This is a genomic window from Microbacterium maritypicum (assembly GCF_041529975.1).
In the GTDB taxonomy this organism is placed as follows: Bacteria; Actinomycetota; Actinomycetes; order Actinomycetales; family Microbacteriaceae; genus Microbacterium.
In genome coordinates, this window is the sequence record NZ_CP168030.1 from 2305241 (window position 1) to 2320271 (window position 15031).

20 protein-coding genes are annotated in these 15031 nt (G+C 68.1%); 13 read left to right on the forward strand and 7 right to left on the reverse strand.

All coding sequences use genetic code 11. The features are described from left to right. Window position 1 precedes the first annotated feature (1 nt). Window positions 2-418 (forward strand): nucleoside-diphosphate kinase, encoded by a 417-nt coding sequence (ndk, locus tag ACCO44_RS11185; RefSeq protein ID WP_029261664.1) that lies wholly within the window; start codon window positions 2-4, stop codon window positions 416-418. Between the two features lie 69 nt (window positions 419-487). Here the strand turns inward: ndk and ACCO44_RS11190 are convergent, their stop codons facing one another. Beyond that, window positions 488-1105, reverse strand: coding sequence for a vitamin K epoxide reductase family protein (locus ACCO44_RS11190; protein WP_105710124.1), 618 nt, complete (start codon window positions 1103-1105; stop codon window positions 488-490). Between the two features lie 282 nt (window positions 1106-1387). Between ACCO44_RS11190 and ACCO44_RS11195 the strand changes: the two genes are divergently transcribed. After that, window positions 1388-4009: an Rne/Rng family ribonuclease gene (locus ACCO44_RS11195; protein ID WP_372466589.1), complete on the forward strand. Its 2622-nt coding sequence runs from the start codon at window positions 1388-1390 to the stop codon at window positions 4007-4009. On the opposite strand, the gene ACCO44_RS11200 is transcribed toward ACCO44_RS11195, so the two are convergent. Next, entirely contained in the window at window positions 3974-4240 is a 267-nt protein-coding gene (locus ACCO44_RS11200; protein WP_029261667.1) for a DUF4031 domain-containing protein, read from the reverse strand. The two genes, ACCO44_RS11195 and ACCO44_RS11200, sit on opposite strands and share 36 nt — an antisense overlap. A 247-nt stretch (window positions 4241-4487) precedes the next feature. Here ACCO44_RS11200 and rplU point away from each other — a divergent pair, with 247 nt between their 5' ends. From rplU to ACCO44_RS11255, 11 genes are all read left to right on the forward strand, one after another. Further along, complete coding sequence (rplU, locus tag ACCO44_RS11205) at window positions 4488-4796, forward strand: 50S ribosomal protein L21 (protein WP_028501602.1); 309 nt, start codon at window positions 4488-4490, stop codon at window positions 4794-4796. An 18-nt stretch (window positions 4797-4814) separates the two neighbouring features. Beyond that, the gene (rpmA, locus tag ACCO44_RS11210; RefSeq protein ID WP_028501603.1) at window positions 4815-5072 is read left to right on the forward strand and encodes a 50S ribosomal protein L27; all 258 of its coding nucleotides are present in this window, start codon (window positions 4815-4817) and stop codon (window positions 5070-5072) included. A 100-nt stretch (window positions 5073-5172) separates the two neighbouring features. Next, on the forward strand, window positions 5173-6672 hold the full coding sequence (gene obgE, locus ACCO44_RS11215) for a GTPase ObgE (RefSeq protein WP_029261668.1): 1500 nt from the start codon (window positions 5173-5175) through the stop codon (window positions 6670-6672). Continuing rightward, complete coding sequence (gene proB / locus ACCO44_RS11220; RefSeq protein ID WP_029261669.1) at window positions 6669-7454, forward strand: glutamate 5-kinase; 786 nt, start codon at window positions 6669-6671, stop codon at window positions 7452-7454. Before obgE ends, proB begins: the two co-directional genes overlap by 4 nt. A 9-nt stretch (window positions 7455-7463) precedes the next feature. Further along, window positions 7464-8717, forward strand: a complete 1254-nt coding sequence (locus ACCO44_RS11225) for a glutamate-5-semialdehyde dehydrogenase (protein WP_372466590.1) — start codon at window positions 7464-7466, stop codon at window positions 8715-8717. 67 nt (window positions 8718-8784) lie between these two features. Continuing rightward, a complete protein-coding gene (locus ACCO44_RS11230; RefSeq protein WP_029261671.1) occupies window positions 8785-9009 on the forward strand; it encodes a hypothetical protein in 225 nt (74 codons plus the stop codon). Between the two features lie 6 nt (window positions 9010-9015). Then, entirely contained in the window at window positions 9016-9621 is a 606-nt protein-coding gene (gene nadD / locus ACCO44_RS11235; RefSeq protein WP_029261672.1) for a nicotinate-nucleotide adenylyltransferase, read from the forward strand. Continuing rightward, complete coding sequence (locus tag ACCO44_RS11240) at window positions 9618-10829, forward strand: hypothetical protein (protein WP_372466591.1); 1212 nt, start codon at window positions 9618-9620, stop codon at window positions 10827-10829. Before nadD ends, ACCO44_RS11240 begins: the two co-directional genes overlap by 4 nt. Then, window positions 10829-11209 (forward strand): ribosome silencing factor, encoded by a 381-nt coding sequence (rsfS, locus tag ACCO44_RS11245; protein WP_029261674.1) that lies wholly within the window; start codon window positions 10829-10831, stop codon window positions 11207-11209. The genes ACCO44_RS11240 and rsfS overlap by 1 nt, the downstream gene beginning before the upstream one ends. A gap of 1 nt (window position 11210) precedes the next feature. Next, on the forward strand, window positions 11211-11900 hold the full coding sequence (locus tag ACCO44_RS11250; protein ID WP_372466592.1) for an SDR family oxidoreductase: 690 nt from the start codon (window positions 11211-11213) through the stop codon (window positions 11898-11900). Between the two features lie 95 nt (window positions 11901-11995). Next, window positions 11996-12280: a hypothetical protein gene (locus tag ACCO44_RS11255; protein ID WP_029261676.1), complete on the forward strand. Its 285-nt coding sequence runs from the start codon at window positions 11996-11998 to the stop codon at window positions 12278-12280. A gap of 126 nt (window positions 12281-12406) precedes the next feature. Here the strand turns inward: ACCO44_RS11255 and ACCO44_RS11260 are convergent, their stop codons facing one another. From ACCO44_RS11260 to ACCO44_RS11280, 5 genes are all read right to left on the reverse strand, one after another. Next, a complete protein-coding gene (locus tag ACCO44_RS11260; protein WP_372466593.1) occupies window positions 12407-13024 on the reverse strand; it encodes a CueP family metal-binding protein in 618 nt (205 codons plus the stop codon). Window positions 13025-13087: 63 nt separating this feature from the next. Next, entirely contained in the window at window positions 13088-13675 is a 588-nt protein-coding gene (locus tag ACCO44_RS11265) for a DUF305 domain-containing protein (protein WP_372466594.1), read from the reverse strand. Between the two features lie 104 nt (window positions 13676-13779). Further along, window positions 13780-14238 carry a DUF6153 family protein gene (locus ACCO44_RS11270; protein WP_372466595.1) on the reverse strand — a complete coding sequence of 153 codons (459 nt, stop codon included), beginning with the start codon at window positions 14236-14238 and terminating at the stop codon, window positions 13780-13782. A gap of 38 nt (window positions 14239-14276) precedes the next feature. Next, the gene (locus ACCO44_RS11275; RefSeq protein WP_372466596.1) at window positions 14277-14465 is read right to left on the reverse strand and encodes a hypothetical protein; all 189 of its coding nucleotides are present in this window, start codon (window positions 14463-14465) and stop codon (window positions 14277-14279) included. Between the two features lie 103 nt (window positions 14466-14568). Beyond that, window positions 14569-15030 (reverse strand): SRPBCC domain-containing protein, encoded by a 462-nt coding sequence (locus tag ACCO44_RS11280; RefSeq protein WP_029261681.1) that lies wholly within the window; start codon window positions 15028-15030, stop codon window positions 14569-14571. Window position 15031: the final 1 nt, after the last annotated feature.

Consider the following 15031-nt stretch of genomic DNA (forward strand, 5'->3'; position numbering starts at 1 on the left):
CATGGCCACCGAAGAAACCCTCGTCCTCGTCAAGCCCGATGGTGTCGCCCGCGGCCTCACCGGGACGATCCTCGCCCGCATCGAGGCGAAGGGGTACGCCCTCGTCGACATCCGCCTCGTCGAGCCCGACCGCGATCTGCTCGCCGAGCACTACGCCGAGCACGAGGGAAAGCCGTTCTACGAGCCGCTGCTCGAGTTCATGCTCTCGGGACCGTCGGTCGCCATCCGTCTCGCGGGCAACCGTGTGATCGAGGGCTTCCGCTCGCTCGCCGGCACGACCGACCCGACCACGGCCGCGCCCGGCACGATCCGCGGCGACTTCGGCCGCGACTGGGGCCTCAAGGTGCAGCAGAACCTCGTGCACGGCTCGGACAGCCCCGAGTCGGCCGCGCGCGAGCTGGGCATCTGGTTCGACTGAGATCCGAGACAGAGAAAACCCGCCGTCGATCCGAGGATCGGCGGCGGGTTCGTCTTTGCGTGCGGTGGATCAGAAGATCATGCCGATGACCTCGCCGAGGAGGTCGAGGCCGCGCAGCTGGACGAGCAGGATGATCAACGCGTAGGCGAGGATCGTCGCGAGTGGCACCCAGGGCATCAGCCGGTTCGCGCGCTCCTGCGCCCGCTCGCTGCTCGTGAACGTGCCGTTGCGGGTGAGATGCACCATGGTCGCGAAGAAGGTCGGGATGGTGACCGCCCACGTGGCCATGCACCACGGGCACAACACACCGAGGTTCGGCGCGTACAGGCTCTGGCTGATGAGCCAGACGACGAAGCCGAACGCGAACGTGATCCCGGCACCGAAAGCCAGCCAGAACCAACGGGGGAAGCGCGCGCCGGCGAGCAGCGCCACGCCGACGACCAGCGGCGCCATCCACAGTGTGAGGCCGATGATCGGGTTCGCGAAGCCGAAGACCTCGCCCTGCCACGAGTTGAGGTTGACGTCGCACTGGATCATCACGCTCACGTAGCAGTTGGACACCGCGTCGGGATTCTCGAGCTTGGCGAGCTTCTCGGTGAGGAGCTGGAAGGCGGCGAACCACCCGATCACGCTCGCGATGATCAGCCAGACGGCGTAGACGACGGGGCGGGTGCGCTGCTCGCTCATACTGAGGATTATCCCTGCGATGGCTATGGATGTGGCGAGAACAGGCCGGACAAAACGCGCTGGTCTCGATGGGATGCCGTGAACGGACCCACTTGGTGCGATAATGGCCTGTGACACGATGAACGGCCTTGCCGCGACACGTGCCGACGCAGACTTCGGGGCCCCATGCCCCACGCGATCAGAGCCATGAGCCGGTCGCACACCGAGTGAGTTCGCGGAACCCGCGGGTACCGCATGAGATTTCACGGAGCACCAGTGCCCCGTGCAGGGAGTAAGCCAGAGATGGCCGATGAGAACAATGACAACAACGTACCTACCCTCGACTTCCCGGCTGACGCCGCGGGACCGCTGACGGAGCCCACGGCTCCCGACGCCGACGACCCGAAAGGGCCGGCGAACGAGGACGACGCCGCAGAGGTCGCGGCCGACGCTGCCGCCGATGATGTCGCCGCCGGTTACGCGGCCGCCGAAGACGCAGCCGCCGCTGCGGACGACGCTGCGGCGGGTGCCGCCGCGGATGCCGCTGCCGACGACGAGGCGGCCGCGGTGATCGCTGCCGAGGCTGCTGACGCTTCGGGATCCGAGGTCGAGGCAGACGCTGCGGCGGAGAGCGGCGATGCCGTGGTTCCCTCGGATGCCGACGTCGAGGCGATCGTCGAGGAGAGCACTGTCCCCGACGCTCCGGCCGAAGGAGCGGCCGTCACTGAGACCGCTGCCGAGGATTCCACCGTCGAGGCACCTGTCGCCGAGAAGGCTCCGGCTGCTCCCGAGGCCCCGGCCGTGGTGACCGCCGTGTCGCTCGGTCTGCTGCCCGAGGTCTTCGTGTCGCAGGTCTCCACGCAACTGCACTTCTACGCGCCCGAGATCACCCCGCTGCCCGCACGGCCCGACCGCGGAGAGCGCATCTTCGACCGCATCGCCGAGCGCGAGCAGTCGCAGGACGAGTCGTCGGGTCGTGGCCGCGGTCGTGGCCGTCGCCGTGGCGGATCCGACGGGGACGACCAGCGTGAAGAGCCGCGTCAGCGTCAGCGCGTCGTCGAGTACATCACCGAGCCGAAGGCCATCAAGGGTTCCACCCGGCTCGAGGCGAAGAAGCAGCGTCGCCGCGACGGACGCGACGCGGGTCGCCGCCGTCCGGTCGTCACCGAGGCCGAGTTCCTCGCGCGTCGCGAGTCCGTCGACCGCAAGATGGTCGTGCGCTCGAAGAACGGCCGCACGCAGATCGGCGTCCTCGAAGACGGTGTCCTCGTCGAGCACTACGTCGCCCGCAACCAGGACGCCTCGCTGATCGGCAACGTGTACCTCGGCCGCGTCCAGAACGTGCTGCCGAGCATGGAGGCCGCGTTCGTCGACATCGGCCGTGGCCGCAACGCCGTGCTGTACTCCGGCGAGGTCGACTGGGACGGCGTGGAGACCGGCAACCAGCCGCGGCGCATCGAGCTCGCGCTCAAGCCCGGCGATCGCGTGCTCGTGCAGGTCACGAAGGACCCGGTCGGACACAAGGGCGCCCGCCTCACCAGCCAGATCTCTCTTCCCGGCCGCTACCTGGTCTACGTGCCCGGCGGCTCGATGAACGGCATCAGCCGCAAGCTTCCCGACAACGAGCGTGCGCGACTCAAGCGGATCCTCAAGGAGGTCCTCCCCGAGTCGTCCGGCGTGATCGTGCGCACTGCGGCCGAGGGTGCGACCGAGGACCAGCTCACGCGCGATGTGCAGCGCCTCACCGCGCAGTGGGAGCACGTCCAGAAGCAGGTCGAGAACCAGCAGGCACCTGCCCTCCTGCATGCGGAGCCCGACCTGCTCGTGAAGATCGTCCGTGACGTCTTCAACGAGGACTTCACCAAGATGCTGATCCAGGGTGAGGACGCGCAGCAGACCATCCGCGCCTACCTGGAGAGCGTCGCGCCCGACCTGCTCGAGCGTGTCGAGGCATACGAGGAGGAGGCCGACCCGTTCGACGCGTTCCGCATCACGGAGCAGATCGAGAAGGCCCTCGACCGCAAGGTCTGGCTCCCGTCGGGCGGTTCGCTCGTGATCGACCGTACCGAGGCGATGACCGTCGTCGACGTCAACACCGGAAAGTTCGTCGGCTCCGGCGGAAACCTCGAGGAGACGGTCACCAAGAACAACCTCGAGGCCGCGGAGGAGATCGTCCGCCAGCTGCGACTGCGCGACATCGGCGGCATCATCGTCGTCGACTTCATCGACATGGTGCTCGAGTCCAACCGTGACCTCGTGCTCCGCCGTCTGATCGAGTGCCTGAGCCGCGACCGGACGAAGCACCAGGTCGCCGAGGTCACCTCGCTCGGGCTCGTGCAGATGACCCGCAAGAAGCTCGGCCTCGGACTCCTCGAGACCTTCAGCGAGGCCTGCGAGGTCTGCGCCGGCCGCGGTGTCATCGTGCACCACGATCCGGTCGTGAAGCACCGCTCCAGCAACAACGGCGGCAGCAGCAACGGCAACGGCCAGAGCGGTCGTCGTCAGCGCGGCGGCAACGGAAACAACGGCGGTAACGGCCAGAGTCAGAACGCGCCTGCGGCTCCGAGCGTGACCCACAGCATCACCGAGGGTGCCAAGTCGGCGCTGGCTCAGATCGCGGCCTCCACCATCGTTCCGGCCGCGGAAGGCGCTGCAGAGGCGGAGACCACCCCGGCAGCGTCCGAGGCGCCGACGGCGGCCGAACGGCCCAAGAAGGCCCGCAAGAAGCGCGGTGGCGATCGTTCGGCACCGAAGTCGCCGGCGGAGCAGCTGCTCGACTCGGTTCTCGACGCCCTTCCGGAGCCGAAGGCTCCGGGTCAGGGCCGAGGTCGCCGTCGGGTGAGCACTGCTGCACTCACCGGCACCCCGGTGTCGGTGAACAACGAGCCGTCAGCGCCGGTCGCGGCCGCGGACTCGGAGTCCTGAGGCGATCAGGCGTCGCACCAGCTCCTTGCCCTTGACCGGGCGGGCGCCGGCGATGACGAGCCGGGGGATCATCTCCTCCGGCACGTCGTAATGGTCGAGGTCGAAGGCGCGCGCCGGCACGTCGTTCGCCTTCGCGAAGGTGTGCAGTTCGTCGAGGCTCTCGTCGCTGACCAGGTGCGCCCACAGGCGTCCGTGGGCGGGCCAGAGGGGGTCGTCGACGAGTACGGTCACCTCGTCAGCCTACGACCGCTCCCGGCGTTGGCGGCCGGGGGAGCGACACGCGGGGGAGCGGGAGCGGCCCCGCTTTGCGACACCGACCCGCATCCGGTAAAGTAGTCCCTTGGTGCGTATGCCGCGTCGTCCTCGTCGGTCGAAGCGGAGAGTCTTGCGTTCGCGCCCGCCGTTCCACGGTGCATGCAAGCAACAGTCTTCCCGTGAGATCTCGGAGCCGCGAGCTCCCCAACGAAACAGGTATGAAGTGGTTTACGCAGTAGTGCGCGCCGGTGGGCGGCAGGAGAAGGTCGAGGTCGGCACGATCGTTCAGCTCGACCGTGTCAAGGCTGCCCAGGGCGAGAAGATCGAGCTGGCCGCAGTGCTGCTCGTCGACGGCGCCACGGTGACCACCGACGCTGACTCGCTGGCGAAGGTCAAGGTCACGGCTGAGGTCATCGGCAACCTCCGCGGCCCGAAGATCATCATCCAGAAGTACAAGAACAAGACCGGTTACAAGAAGCGCCAGGGCCACCGTCAGGAGCTCACGCGCGTCAAGATCACCGGCATCAAGTAAGCCAGAGGGGACTAGGACATGGCACATAAAAAGGGCGCAAGCTCCACCCGTAACGGTCGTGACTCCAACGCTCAGCGCCTCGGCGTGAAGCGCTTCGGCGGTCAGCAGGTCCTCGCCGGCGAGATCATCGTCCGCCAGCGCGGCACGCACTTCCACCCCGGCGTCAACGTCGGCCGTGGTGGCGACGACACGCTGTTCGCTCTGGCCGCCGGTGCGGTCCAGTTCGGAGCGAAGGGCGGCCGCAAGGTCGTCAACATCGTCGCTGCAGCTGAGTGATCTCAGCACGACACTAGTCATCCGGTTCGGGGCGGGCTTCGGCTCGCCCCGTCCGTGTATCTGCACACCGTCATAAACAGGAACCCAGGGGAACCCGCACATGGTCACGTTCGTCGACACCGTCACACTGCACCTGCGTGCGGGTAAGGGCGGCGGCGGTTGCGTCTCCGTGCACCGCGAGAAGTTCAAGCCGCTGGGCGGCCCCGACGGGGGCAACGGCGGCGACGGCGGCGACATCGTGCTCGTCGCTGACCCGCAGACCGGCACGCTGCTCTCGTACCACCACTCTCCGCACCGTTCCTCGGGCAACGGCGGCCCCGGCATGGGCGACCACCGCTCCGGTTTCCTCGGCGAGACGCTCGAACTGCCGGTGCCGGTGGGCACCGTGGTTAAGAACACCGCGGGCGAGGTCCTGATCGACATGATCATCCCCGGCGAGCGGTTCGTCGTCGCCAAGGGCGGGATGGGCGGGCTCGGCAACGCCGCCCTCGCCACTCCGAAGCGCAAGGCTCCCGGCTTCGCACTTCTGGGTACGCCCGGATACGAGGGGGACGTCGTCCTCGAGCTGAAGACCGTCGCCGACATCGCGCTCGTCGGCTACCCGTCTGCCGGCAAGTCGAGTCTGATCGGCGCGATCTCGGCCGCTCGGCCCAAGATCGCCGACTACCCGTTCACCACCCTGCACCCCAACCTCGGCGTCGTGCAGGTGGGAGACTTCCGCTACACGGTCGCCGACGTGCCCGGCCTCATCGAGGGCGCGAGCGAGGGGCGCGGCCTCGGACTCGAGTTCCTCCGCCATGTCGAGCGCTGCTCCGCCCTGCTGCACGTCCTCGACTGCGCCACCCTCGAGCCCGGGCGCGACCCGATCTCCGACCTCGATGTCATCCTCGCCGAGCTCGGCGCCTACGAGGTGCCCGAGGGGCAGACCCCTCTCCTCGAGCGCCCGCAGTTCGTCGCACTGAACAAGATCGACGTGCCCGAGGCGCGCGACCTCGCCGAACTGGTGCGCCCCGATCTCGAAGCGCGCGGCTTCCGTGTGTTCGAGATCTCCACGGTCTCGCACGAGGGGCTGCGTCCGCTGACGTTCGCGCTGGGCGAGCTCGTCGAGAAGGCCCGCGCCGAAGCCGCGCTGGAGACGCCGCCGGAGCGCGTCGTCATCCGCCCGCGTGGCTCCAAGAAGGGCTTCACCATCCGCGTCGAGGGTGGCACCTACGGCAACGTCTACCGGATCATGGGAGAGAAGCCGGTGCGTTGGGTTCAGCAGACCGACTTCCAGAACGAAGAGGCTGTGGGCTACCTCGCGGATCGCCTCGAGAAGCTCGGCGTCGAGGACGAACTCTTCCGCCTCGGTGCGGTGCAGGGGTCGACCGTCGTGATCGGCGAGGGCGACAGCATCGTCTTCGACTGGGAACCCACGATGACCTCGGCGGCAGAGCTCATGAGCGCTCCCCGTGGTACCGACCCCCGACTGGCGCCCAACTCGCGCCGGACGACGTCGGAGCGCCGCGAGCAGTACTACGAGCGCATGGATGCCAAGGCTGAGGCTCGTGCTGAGGTGGAGACCCAGCGCCTGGCCGCGTACCGCGAGGACGGCGAGTGACCGCACGCACCCGCGCTGATCTGGCGACCGCCTCGCGAATCGTCGTCAAGGTCGGTTCGTCCTCGATCAGCGGCGAGTCGTCGTGGCGCATCCCTGTGATCGTCGAGGCCCTCGCCGCAGCGCACGCACGCGGGGCCGAGGTCGTGCTGGTGTCCTCCGGCGCGATCGCGTCCGGGATCCCGTTCCTGCGTCTGGACTCGCGGCCGAACGACCTCGCCACCCAGCAGGCGGCCGCGGCCGTGGGGCAGAACATCCTCATGTACCGGTATCAGGAATCGCTTCGCCCGTTCGACATCGTCGCCGGTCAAGTCCTCCTCACCACCGGCGACCTGGAGCATCCCACCTCACGCTCGAACGCACGGCGTGCGATGGAGCGACTGCTCGGTCTGCGGACTCTGCCGATCGTCAACGAGAACGACACGGTCGCGACGCAGGAGATCCGGTTCGGAGACAACGATCGTCTGGGCGCCCTGGTCGCGCAGCTGATCGAGGCCGACGCGCTCATCCTCCTGAGCGACATCGAGTCGCTGTACACGAAGCCGCCGACGGATCCGGGTGCGGAGCCGATCGACATCGTCGCCCCCGACGCCGATCTCACCGGGCTCGAATTCGGTGCGACGGTGGTCAACAGCGTCGGCACCGGCGGAGCGGCGACCAAGGTCTCGGCGGCGCGCCTGGCCGCGGCGTCCGGCATCGGCGTGCTCGTCACCAGCGCAGATCTGGTGGACAAGGCGCTCTCCGGCGCCGAAATAGGAACCTGGTTCGAACCCGCCACCTCATAAACTGGACGGATGACCGACCAGACCCCGCAGGCGCGCCTGGAGCGCGCCAAAGAGGCCTCCCGCGCCACCGCGGCCCTGACCAGCGCTGACAAGGCTCGTGTGCTCGAAGCGATCGCTCTCGCGCTCCTGGCGGACGCGCCGCGCATCATCGAGGCGAACGGTCGTGACATCTCGCGCGGTCAGCAGGACGGCATCGGTGAGTCCCTGATCGATCGGCTGCGACTCGACGAGAAGCGGGTCGCGGCTCTGACTGCCGCCGTCCGCGAGGTCGCCGCTCTCCCGGACCCCGTCGGGCGCGTGGTCGGCGGTCACCGCATGCCCAACGGCGTGGCGCTCGAGCAGGTGCGGGTCCCCTTCGGTGTGGTCGGTGCGATCTACGAAGCCCGGCCCAACGTGACCGTCGACATCGCCGCGCTCGCGTTGCGATCGGGCAACGCCGTGGTGCTGCGCGGTGGCAGCGCCGCCCACGACTCCAACGCCGTGCTCGTGGACATCATGCGCGCGGCGGTCGAGGGCGCCGGACTCACGGCGGAGGCGATCCAGACCGTCGACGACTTCGGCCGCGACGGCGCGAAGGCGCTCATGCACGGTCGCGGCTTCATCGATGTGCTGATCCCGCGGGGGAGTGCGGGCCTCATCGAGACCGTGGTGACGGAGTCGACCGTGCCCGTCATCGAGACCGGGGCGGGCAACGTCCACATCTTCCTCGACGAGACCGCCCCCGACGACTGGGCGCGCGACATCGTCGTGAATGCCAAGGTGCAGCGTCCGAGTGTGTGCAACGCCGTCGAGACGGTCCTCGTCCACCGGCAGGCCGCGCCGCGTCTCGTGCCGCTGGTGGCCAGTGCTCTCGAGAGCGAGGGTGTCGCGATCCACGGCGACGACATGGTCGTGGGGCTCATGTCGAACGTGATCCCCGCCACCGAGGAGGACTGGGAGACCGAGTATCTGAGCCTCGACATCGCGATGAAGGTCGTCGACTCGCTCGACGAGGCCCTCGCGCACATCCGTCGGTATAGCACGGGGCACACCGAGTCGATCATCACGACGGATTCGCGCAATGCCGAGCGGTTCCTCGCCGAGGTGGACTCGGCTGTGGTCATGGTGAACGCGTCCACGCGATTCACCGACGGAGGCGAGTTCGGGTTCGGTGCGGAGGTCGGCATCTCCACCCAGAAGCTGCATGCGCGGGGACCGATGGGGCTCTCCGAGCTGACCAGCACGAAATGGCTCGCGCGTGGGTCGGGGCAGACGCGCGGCTGAGGGCTAGACTGGGGGACGCTGTAACCCCCGCAGGATCCCGAACAGCACGCCACGAAACGGAGCCAGGATGAACCTCGTCGCACAGATCGCGATGGCCGCTGCCGAAACCGAGCACCACGGCAACGTCGCGCTCGAGACGCTGATCTTCGGGGTCATCGCCGCGATCGTGTTCGGCGCGCTCGGCCTCGTGACGTTCTCGTACAAGAACGTCGCCAACCGTCACTCGGCGAAGGCCGAGGCATGGGCTGCGCAGCACGGAAAAGACGGCCACGAGGCGGGACACGGCCACTAGGCCCGCATGAACGACGCTGCGACCACGCGCCCCCCGCGCATCGGCGTGATGGGCGGCACGTTCGACCCCATCCACCATGGCCACCTGGTCGCAGCGAGCGAGGTCGCGAACTCTTTCGGCCTCGACGAGGTCGTCTTCGTGCCGACCGGGCATCCGTGGCAGAAGTCGGGTGTCTCGCCGAGCGAGCATCGCTATCTGATGACCGTGATCGCGACCGCCTCGAACCCGCAGTTCACGGTGAGCCGGGTCGACATCGATCGCGAAGGCCCCACCTACACGATCGACACCCTGCGCGATCTGAAGCGGGATCGACCCGACGCCGAGCTCTTCTTCATCACGGGAGCCGACGCCGTGGCGCAAATTCTCAGTTGGAGGGACCATGATGAGTTGTGGGAGTTGGCCCACTTCGTCGCGGTCTCACGTCCTGGACATGTCCTGAGCACTGACGGCCTCCCGAGCGACAACGTCAGCCAACTCGAGGTGCCGGCGCTGTCGATCTCGTCGACGGACTGCCGCGAACGCGTTCGTGACGATCAGCCGGTCTGGTACCTGGTCCCTGATGGGGTCGTTCAGTACATCGCGAAGCATCACCTGTATCGGAGCAAGGCATGAGTACATCGGATCAGCAAGGGCACGGTCCGCTGACGCGCAAGCAGTTGCGGGAGATCCGGTTGACGGGATCGACCCCGGTCATCTCCAGCGAGGAGGCCGCCGCGGCGGCCGAGGCGGCTCCCCCCGCGCCCCCGCTGCCCCGTGCCGCGGAACCCGTCCAGATCGAGCCGGCACCGGTGCCGGTCGCCGTAACCGACGAAGCGAACGGCGATGCCCCGCTGACCCGTCGCCAGGTTCGCGAGCAGGAGAAGGCCCGCACCGGTTCCGTCTCCGTGATCGGTGCCGAAGAGGCGGAAGCGGTGCCATCCGCCGAGCCCGCCGATGAGGCCGAGGCAGCAGCCGCAGCGCAGGTCGAAGAAGAGGCGCCGCAGCAGGAGGAAGCTCCCGCGGTGGCCGCTGCAGAAGCCCCTGTCGAGCTCGTCTCCGGGGTCCCGGACTTCGCTCGGACCGTCGATGTCGACGATGACGAGGACGACGATGTGGATGACGAGGTCGCCGTCGCCCCCGTCAGCGCAGCAGTCGCGGCCGACACGGTCGGCGACGTCCCGCTCGAGGCCGTCGAGACCCCTGCAGAGGCCGCGGTTGACGAAGACGATGTCGAGGCGGTGCTCGGACTTCCCGTCGAGGGCAGCGACGAGGCTGTCGACGGTGACGTCCTCGCCGACGTGCACGATGCTGACGACGATGAAGACGACGACGTGCGTCCGACCGTCAACTCTTCGTTCGGAGAAGGCCTTCTCGCCGACGCCCCCGAAGCGCACACGCCTTTCCGGCCCTCGTTCGACGAGCTGATCGGCGTGGGAGATTCGACGGGGTCACAGCATTCCGCGCCCAACGCGCTGATCTTCACACCGTCGCCGGGGGAGGGCTCGCTCTCGGGCCCGGTCGCGTCGACCGGAGAGATCCTCGTCACCGGTTCCTACGAGCTGCCGAAGGGCATGGGCTCGCAGGGCCATGCGCTCGGCACCACCGACGGCAAGGACGTCGACGCCGTTCTCATCGATGGCGAGCTGCCGCCGGCATCCTCGCCCACGCCGATCGCCGCGAGTGCGGCCGTCAGCACCATCAAGCCGGCCGGAGAGGTCATCCGACCTCCTGCCCCCGAGAAGGGGAACCGACTGATGGTGACCCTCGCCATCATCGCCGGCGGACTCGCCCTCGCGATCGGCGTCGTTCTCGTCATCGCCTTCACCACGAAAATGATCTGATGCAATCACCTGAAACTGCCGAAGAGATGCTGCGCCTCGCAGCCCAAGCCGCCATCGACAAGGGCGGTGAGGATCTCGTCGCGCTCAACGTCTCCGAGCCGCTGCCGCTCGTCGACATCTTCCTGCTCGTGACGGGAAACAGCGAGCGCAACGTCGCCGCGATCGCGGACGAGATCGAGGACCGCCTGATCGAGTCCGGTCACAAGCGCGTGCGTCGTGAGGGGCGGGCGGAGGCCCGCTGGGTGCTGCTCGACTTCGGCGACCTGATCGTGCACGTCTTCCACCAGGAGGAGCGCGTCTACTACGGACTCGAGCGCCTCTGGAAGGACTGCCCGATCGTTCCGATCGACGTGGCCGAGCCTGCGGCAGACGCCAGCTGACATGACCACGCACCTGATCACCGGTGCGGGTTCAGGCATCGGGTCGGTTCTCGCCCGCCGGTTGCTGGACCGTGGCGACGTCGTCGTGGCGATGGCTCGGGATGCAGGGCGTGCCAAGCAGATCGCGGAAGACCTTCCCGGGGCATCCGTCATCGTCGGCGACCTCGCGCAGCCGGGGCGACTGTCGTGGGCGTTGTCGAAGCAGCAGCTGCCCGACCGCATCGATTCGCTGGTGCATGTCGCCGGCGTCGTCGACCTCGGCGACGTCGCTGATCTGCCGGCCGCGCTGTGGGAGCAGCAGCTCGCCGTCAACCTCGTCGCTCCGGCGGAGCTCACCCGGCTTCTCCTTCCGGTGCTGCGCGTGTCGCAGGGGCAGGTGGTGTTCGTGAACTCCGGCGCCGGCCTGCGCGCCAACGCCGGATGGTCCGCGTATGCGGCGTCCAAGCACGGGCTCAAAGCTCTGGCCGATGCTCTGCGCGCCGAGGAGGCGCTGCACGGAGTGCGGGTGACCTCGATCTACCCCGGCCGCACGGCGACGCCGATGCAAGAGCGCGTGCACCAGCAGGAGGGCCAGGCGTACGACGCGGAACGCTACGCCACACCGGAGGCCGTGGTCACGACCATCCTCACGGCGCTCGACCTTCCGCGGGACGCACAGATCACCGACCTGACGGTGCGCCCCGGCCGCTGAGCCGACCCGCATCCTCCGCAGGTGCTGTCAAGGGGCTTCTCCTCGGAGCGCTGAGGGCGCAAGCTCTTCTCGAGAGAGTCCTGGAGGGCCCCCGCATGTCTGAACTCCCCGATCCGCGCTTCATGTTGAATCGCATCACCGCGTCGGAATGGGTCATCAACGACCTTCGATACTCACCCAACGATCCGCGCCACGTGGTCGCCTGCGTCTACGAGCTCGCCGAGACCGAGGTCGAGGTGACCTGGCTCCGTGACCTGCCGCTCGCCACTCGCTACGGAACCGCGTTCGAGGTGCTCGAGGACGTCGAGCGGATGCGTGGTTCCAGCCGCGCGACCCGTCCGATCACGATTCCTCACCGCCCGCCTCTGATGGCGACCTGACGGTCGCTGCCGCGTCGTACAGAAGCGCACCCCCTCGATGCTCGAGGGGGTGCGCTTCTGGGTCCCCTGGGCGTTTCGCTGCGTCGGCCAGTCGTCCGAGCAGCGTCCGATCGGAACAGCGTCCGGTCAGAGCAGTTGCAGATCGGTGATGCAGGTACGGTCGTCCGGCGAAGTGGTCGACAGGGGCACGGTACCCGTGAGGCCCTCGCTCTCGACGGTCAGCGTCGCCTCGATGTCCCGGGGCACCCAGATGCCGATGAAGCCGTTGTCCTCGGTGGGTCGGGTCTCGTCGACGAGTGTCTTGCCGTCTTCAGCGGTGACGCTGACCCGTACTTCGGTATCGGAGAGCTCACCGAGGCACGTCGTAAGGCTGTGGAAGTGGCACTCGTGCGTGTGCTCGCGGAACGGTGCGATCGAGACGTACACCGTATCTCGGGGCATCGGCAGCCGGCTCTCCCGACCGCTTTCGTCGCGGAGCACGAGAGCATCGGGTTGCACCGACGCGAGCAGACGATCCGGTCGGTCCGCGACGGGCATCGCCTCGAGTCGTTCGATCACCTCTCCGACGTCGAGTCCGGCGAGTTCATGCGATGCGAGGATCTCCTGCGCCGCCGCCGGGTCGGCGTCGGGTGCGGGCGCGTTGCATCCGGCCAGGGCGATGCCGGCGACGGCGAGTGCGGCGAGCACTGCGGACAGCTTGCGTCGTCGAGGCAATGTGAAAAGGGTGGACGTGTCGTGGTTCATGGCGTGGTCCTTCATACGGAGCGGGGCCGGTGCCGGGCGCGCCGACACCGGCCGCCGAACGGGTCAGAGGGCGGTGAGGAGGTCCTTCATCTCCTGGATCTCGTCCGTCTGCGCGTCGATGATCGTCTGGGCGAGTTCGACTGCTTCCGGGTCGCTGCCCTCGTCGACCTGCGCCTGCGCCATCTCGACGGCACCCTCGTGGTGCATGATCATCTGCTCGAGGAAGAGGCGAGAGGCCGCGGTGCCTTCGGCTTCCCGCAGGGCGGTGAGGTCGTCCTCGCTCATCATTCCGTCTCCGTGACCCATCCCACTCGCGTCGCGGTCATCGGAGCTGACGTCCCATTCGTCCAGCCAGCCTTCGAGCTGTTCGATCTCCGGGCCCTGAGCGGCCGTGATCCGCTCTGCGAGCTCGGTCACCGCGGGATCGATCCCGCTCGCTGCGAGCACGATGTCGCTCATCTCGATCGCCTGCTCGTGGTGGACGATCATCATCAAGGCGAACATGACGTCGGCATCACCGAAGCCCGCGGACGGCGACGAGCCGTGATCCATGCCAGGCATGGATCCGTCATCGGTGCCGGTCGTACAGCCGGACATGAGCAGGACGGCAGACAGCGCGAGTGCGGTTGTGGCCGCAGCACGAATCTTCACGGGTGTTCTCCAATACGCATAGTCGTGGCGCACACGCCGGGCGGCGGCGCGCGAGTGTGTGAGAGGTGTGGAGCCGTGCGCGAGAGCGCGGGCTCGACAGCCGCTCAGGTGCGACTGATGCAGAGAACGTGAAGCGAGGGGGCGCGGGGGAGGACCCGTGCCGTGAGGATCTCGATGAGGGGGGACCGGAACAGAGTGCCCGACCAGCTGCGGAGAACTCCTGGCGCGATGAGGAGGACGAGCACGAGCAGAAGGGCGAGCATGCACATCATCGCCGCCCCGGTGTGATCATCCCTGCTGCAACCCGCGCAGGACATATCGGCCGCGCCTGCGGGGCTCCCGGTTGGATGCGCCTGAGCTGTGCCGTGGTGCGCCGAGGAAGACTCGACAGCGGTCATCGTCAGTGCAGCCGGTGCATCGGCCGCTGCGGTCCCGTGCAGATTCAGAGTGTGCATGCCCAGCAGCCCGATGATGACCGCGGCGACGAGCAGCACACCCGACAGCACACCCCGGAAGATGCTCGATGAGCTCCTTCCGAACCGCGTCGCCGCCACCGGTGCCATGGAGTAAGTCTAAGCGGGGTGGTGCGGCTCGGGCCCGCTCAGACCCCGGTGGCGTCTGCGTCCTCGTCCGCTCCCGCGGCGACGCGATCGGCCTCGGCGCTGTCGACGAGAGCGTCATCGACATCCGGATCGAGGACGCGCTCACCGTCGACGGCCCTGGTGGGCACGTCGGCCGCATCGTCATCGTGGGGGACGGGAGGGACCGGAGGAATGATGGGGTTCGACATGATCGCATCCTTTCGTCGAGGTGCGTTCACGCTAGATCCTGGAGCGTGCGGAATGAACCGGGTTGACGCTCATGAAGTCGCACGCTAGCCACGGCGCCGGGAATCAGGGCTCGAGATACGCGGCGAGATTCGCCAGCGACGATGTCAGTCCTTGCGCGTGGTCGCGGGCGCGGACGCCCTCGGGCACGTCGCGGGCCGTCAGCTCGACCTCCGTCCCCTCCGCCACGCTGCGGACACGCCACTCCATCCGCATCGTGCCGTGGAACGTCGGGTCGTCGGAGTCGAAGTCGACCTCCTGCACGATGAGCTCGCCCGGCACGATCCGCGCGACGCGCACCTCGGAGGCGTCCGAGTCGGCCGAGGTCTTGCCCGGCGAGTCGGTGGGGTCGTCATACGTGAGAACCAGTCGATACGAGCCGCCTTCACGCATGTCGAAGCGTTCGAACCGCCCGTGCATCCCGTGGGGAGGCAGCCAGGTGAGCAGCGCTTCGCGGCTGGTCAAGGCAGCGAACGTCTCGTCGCGGCCGACGTGGACGAGGAGACTGGCGCGATCGGTTCTGCTCATG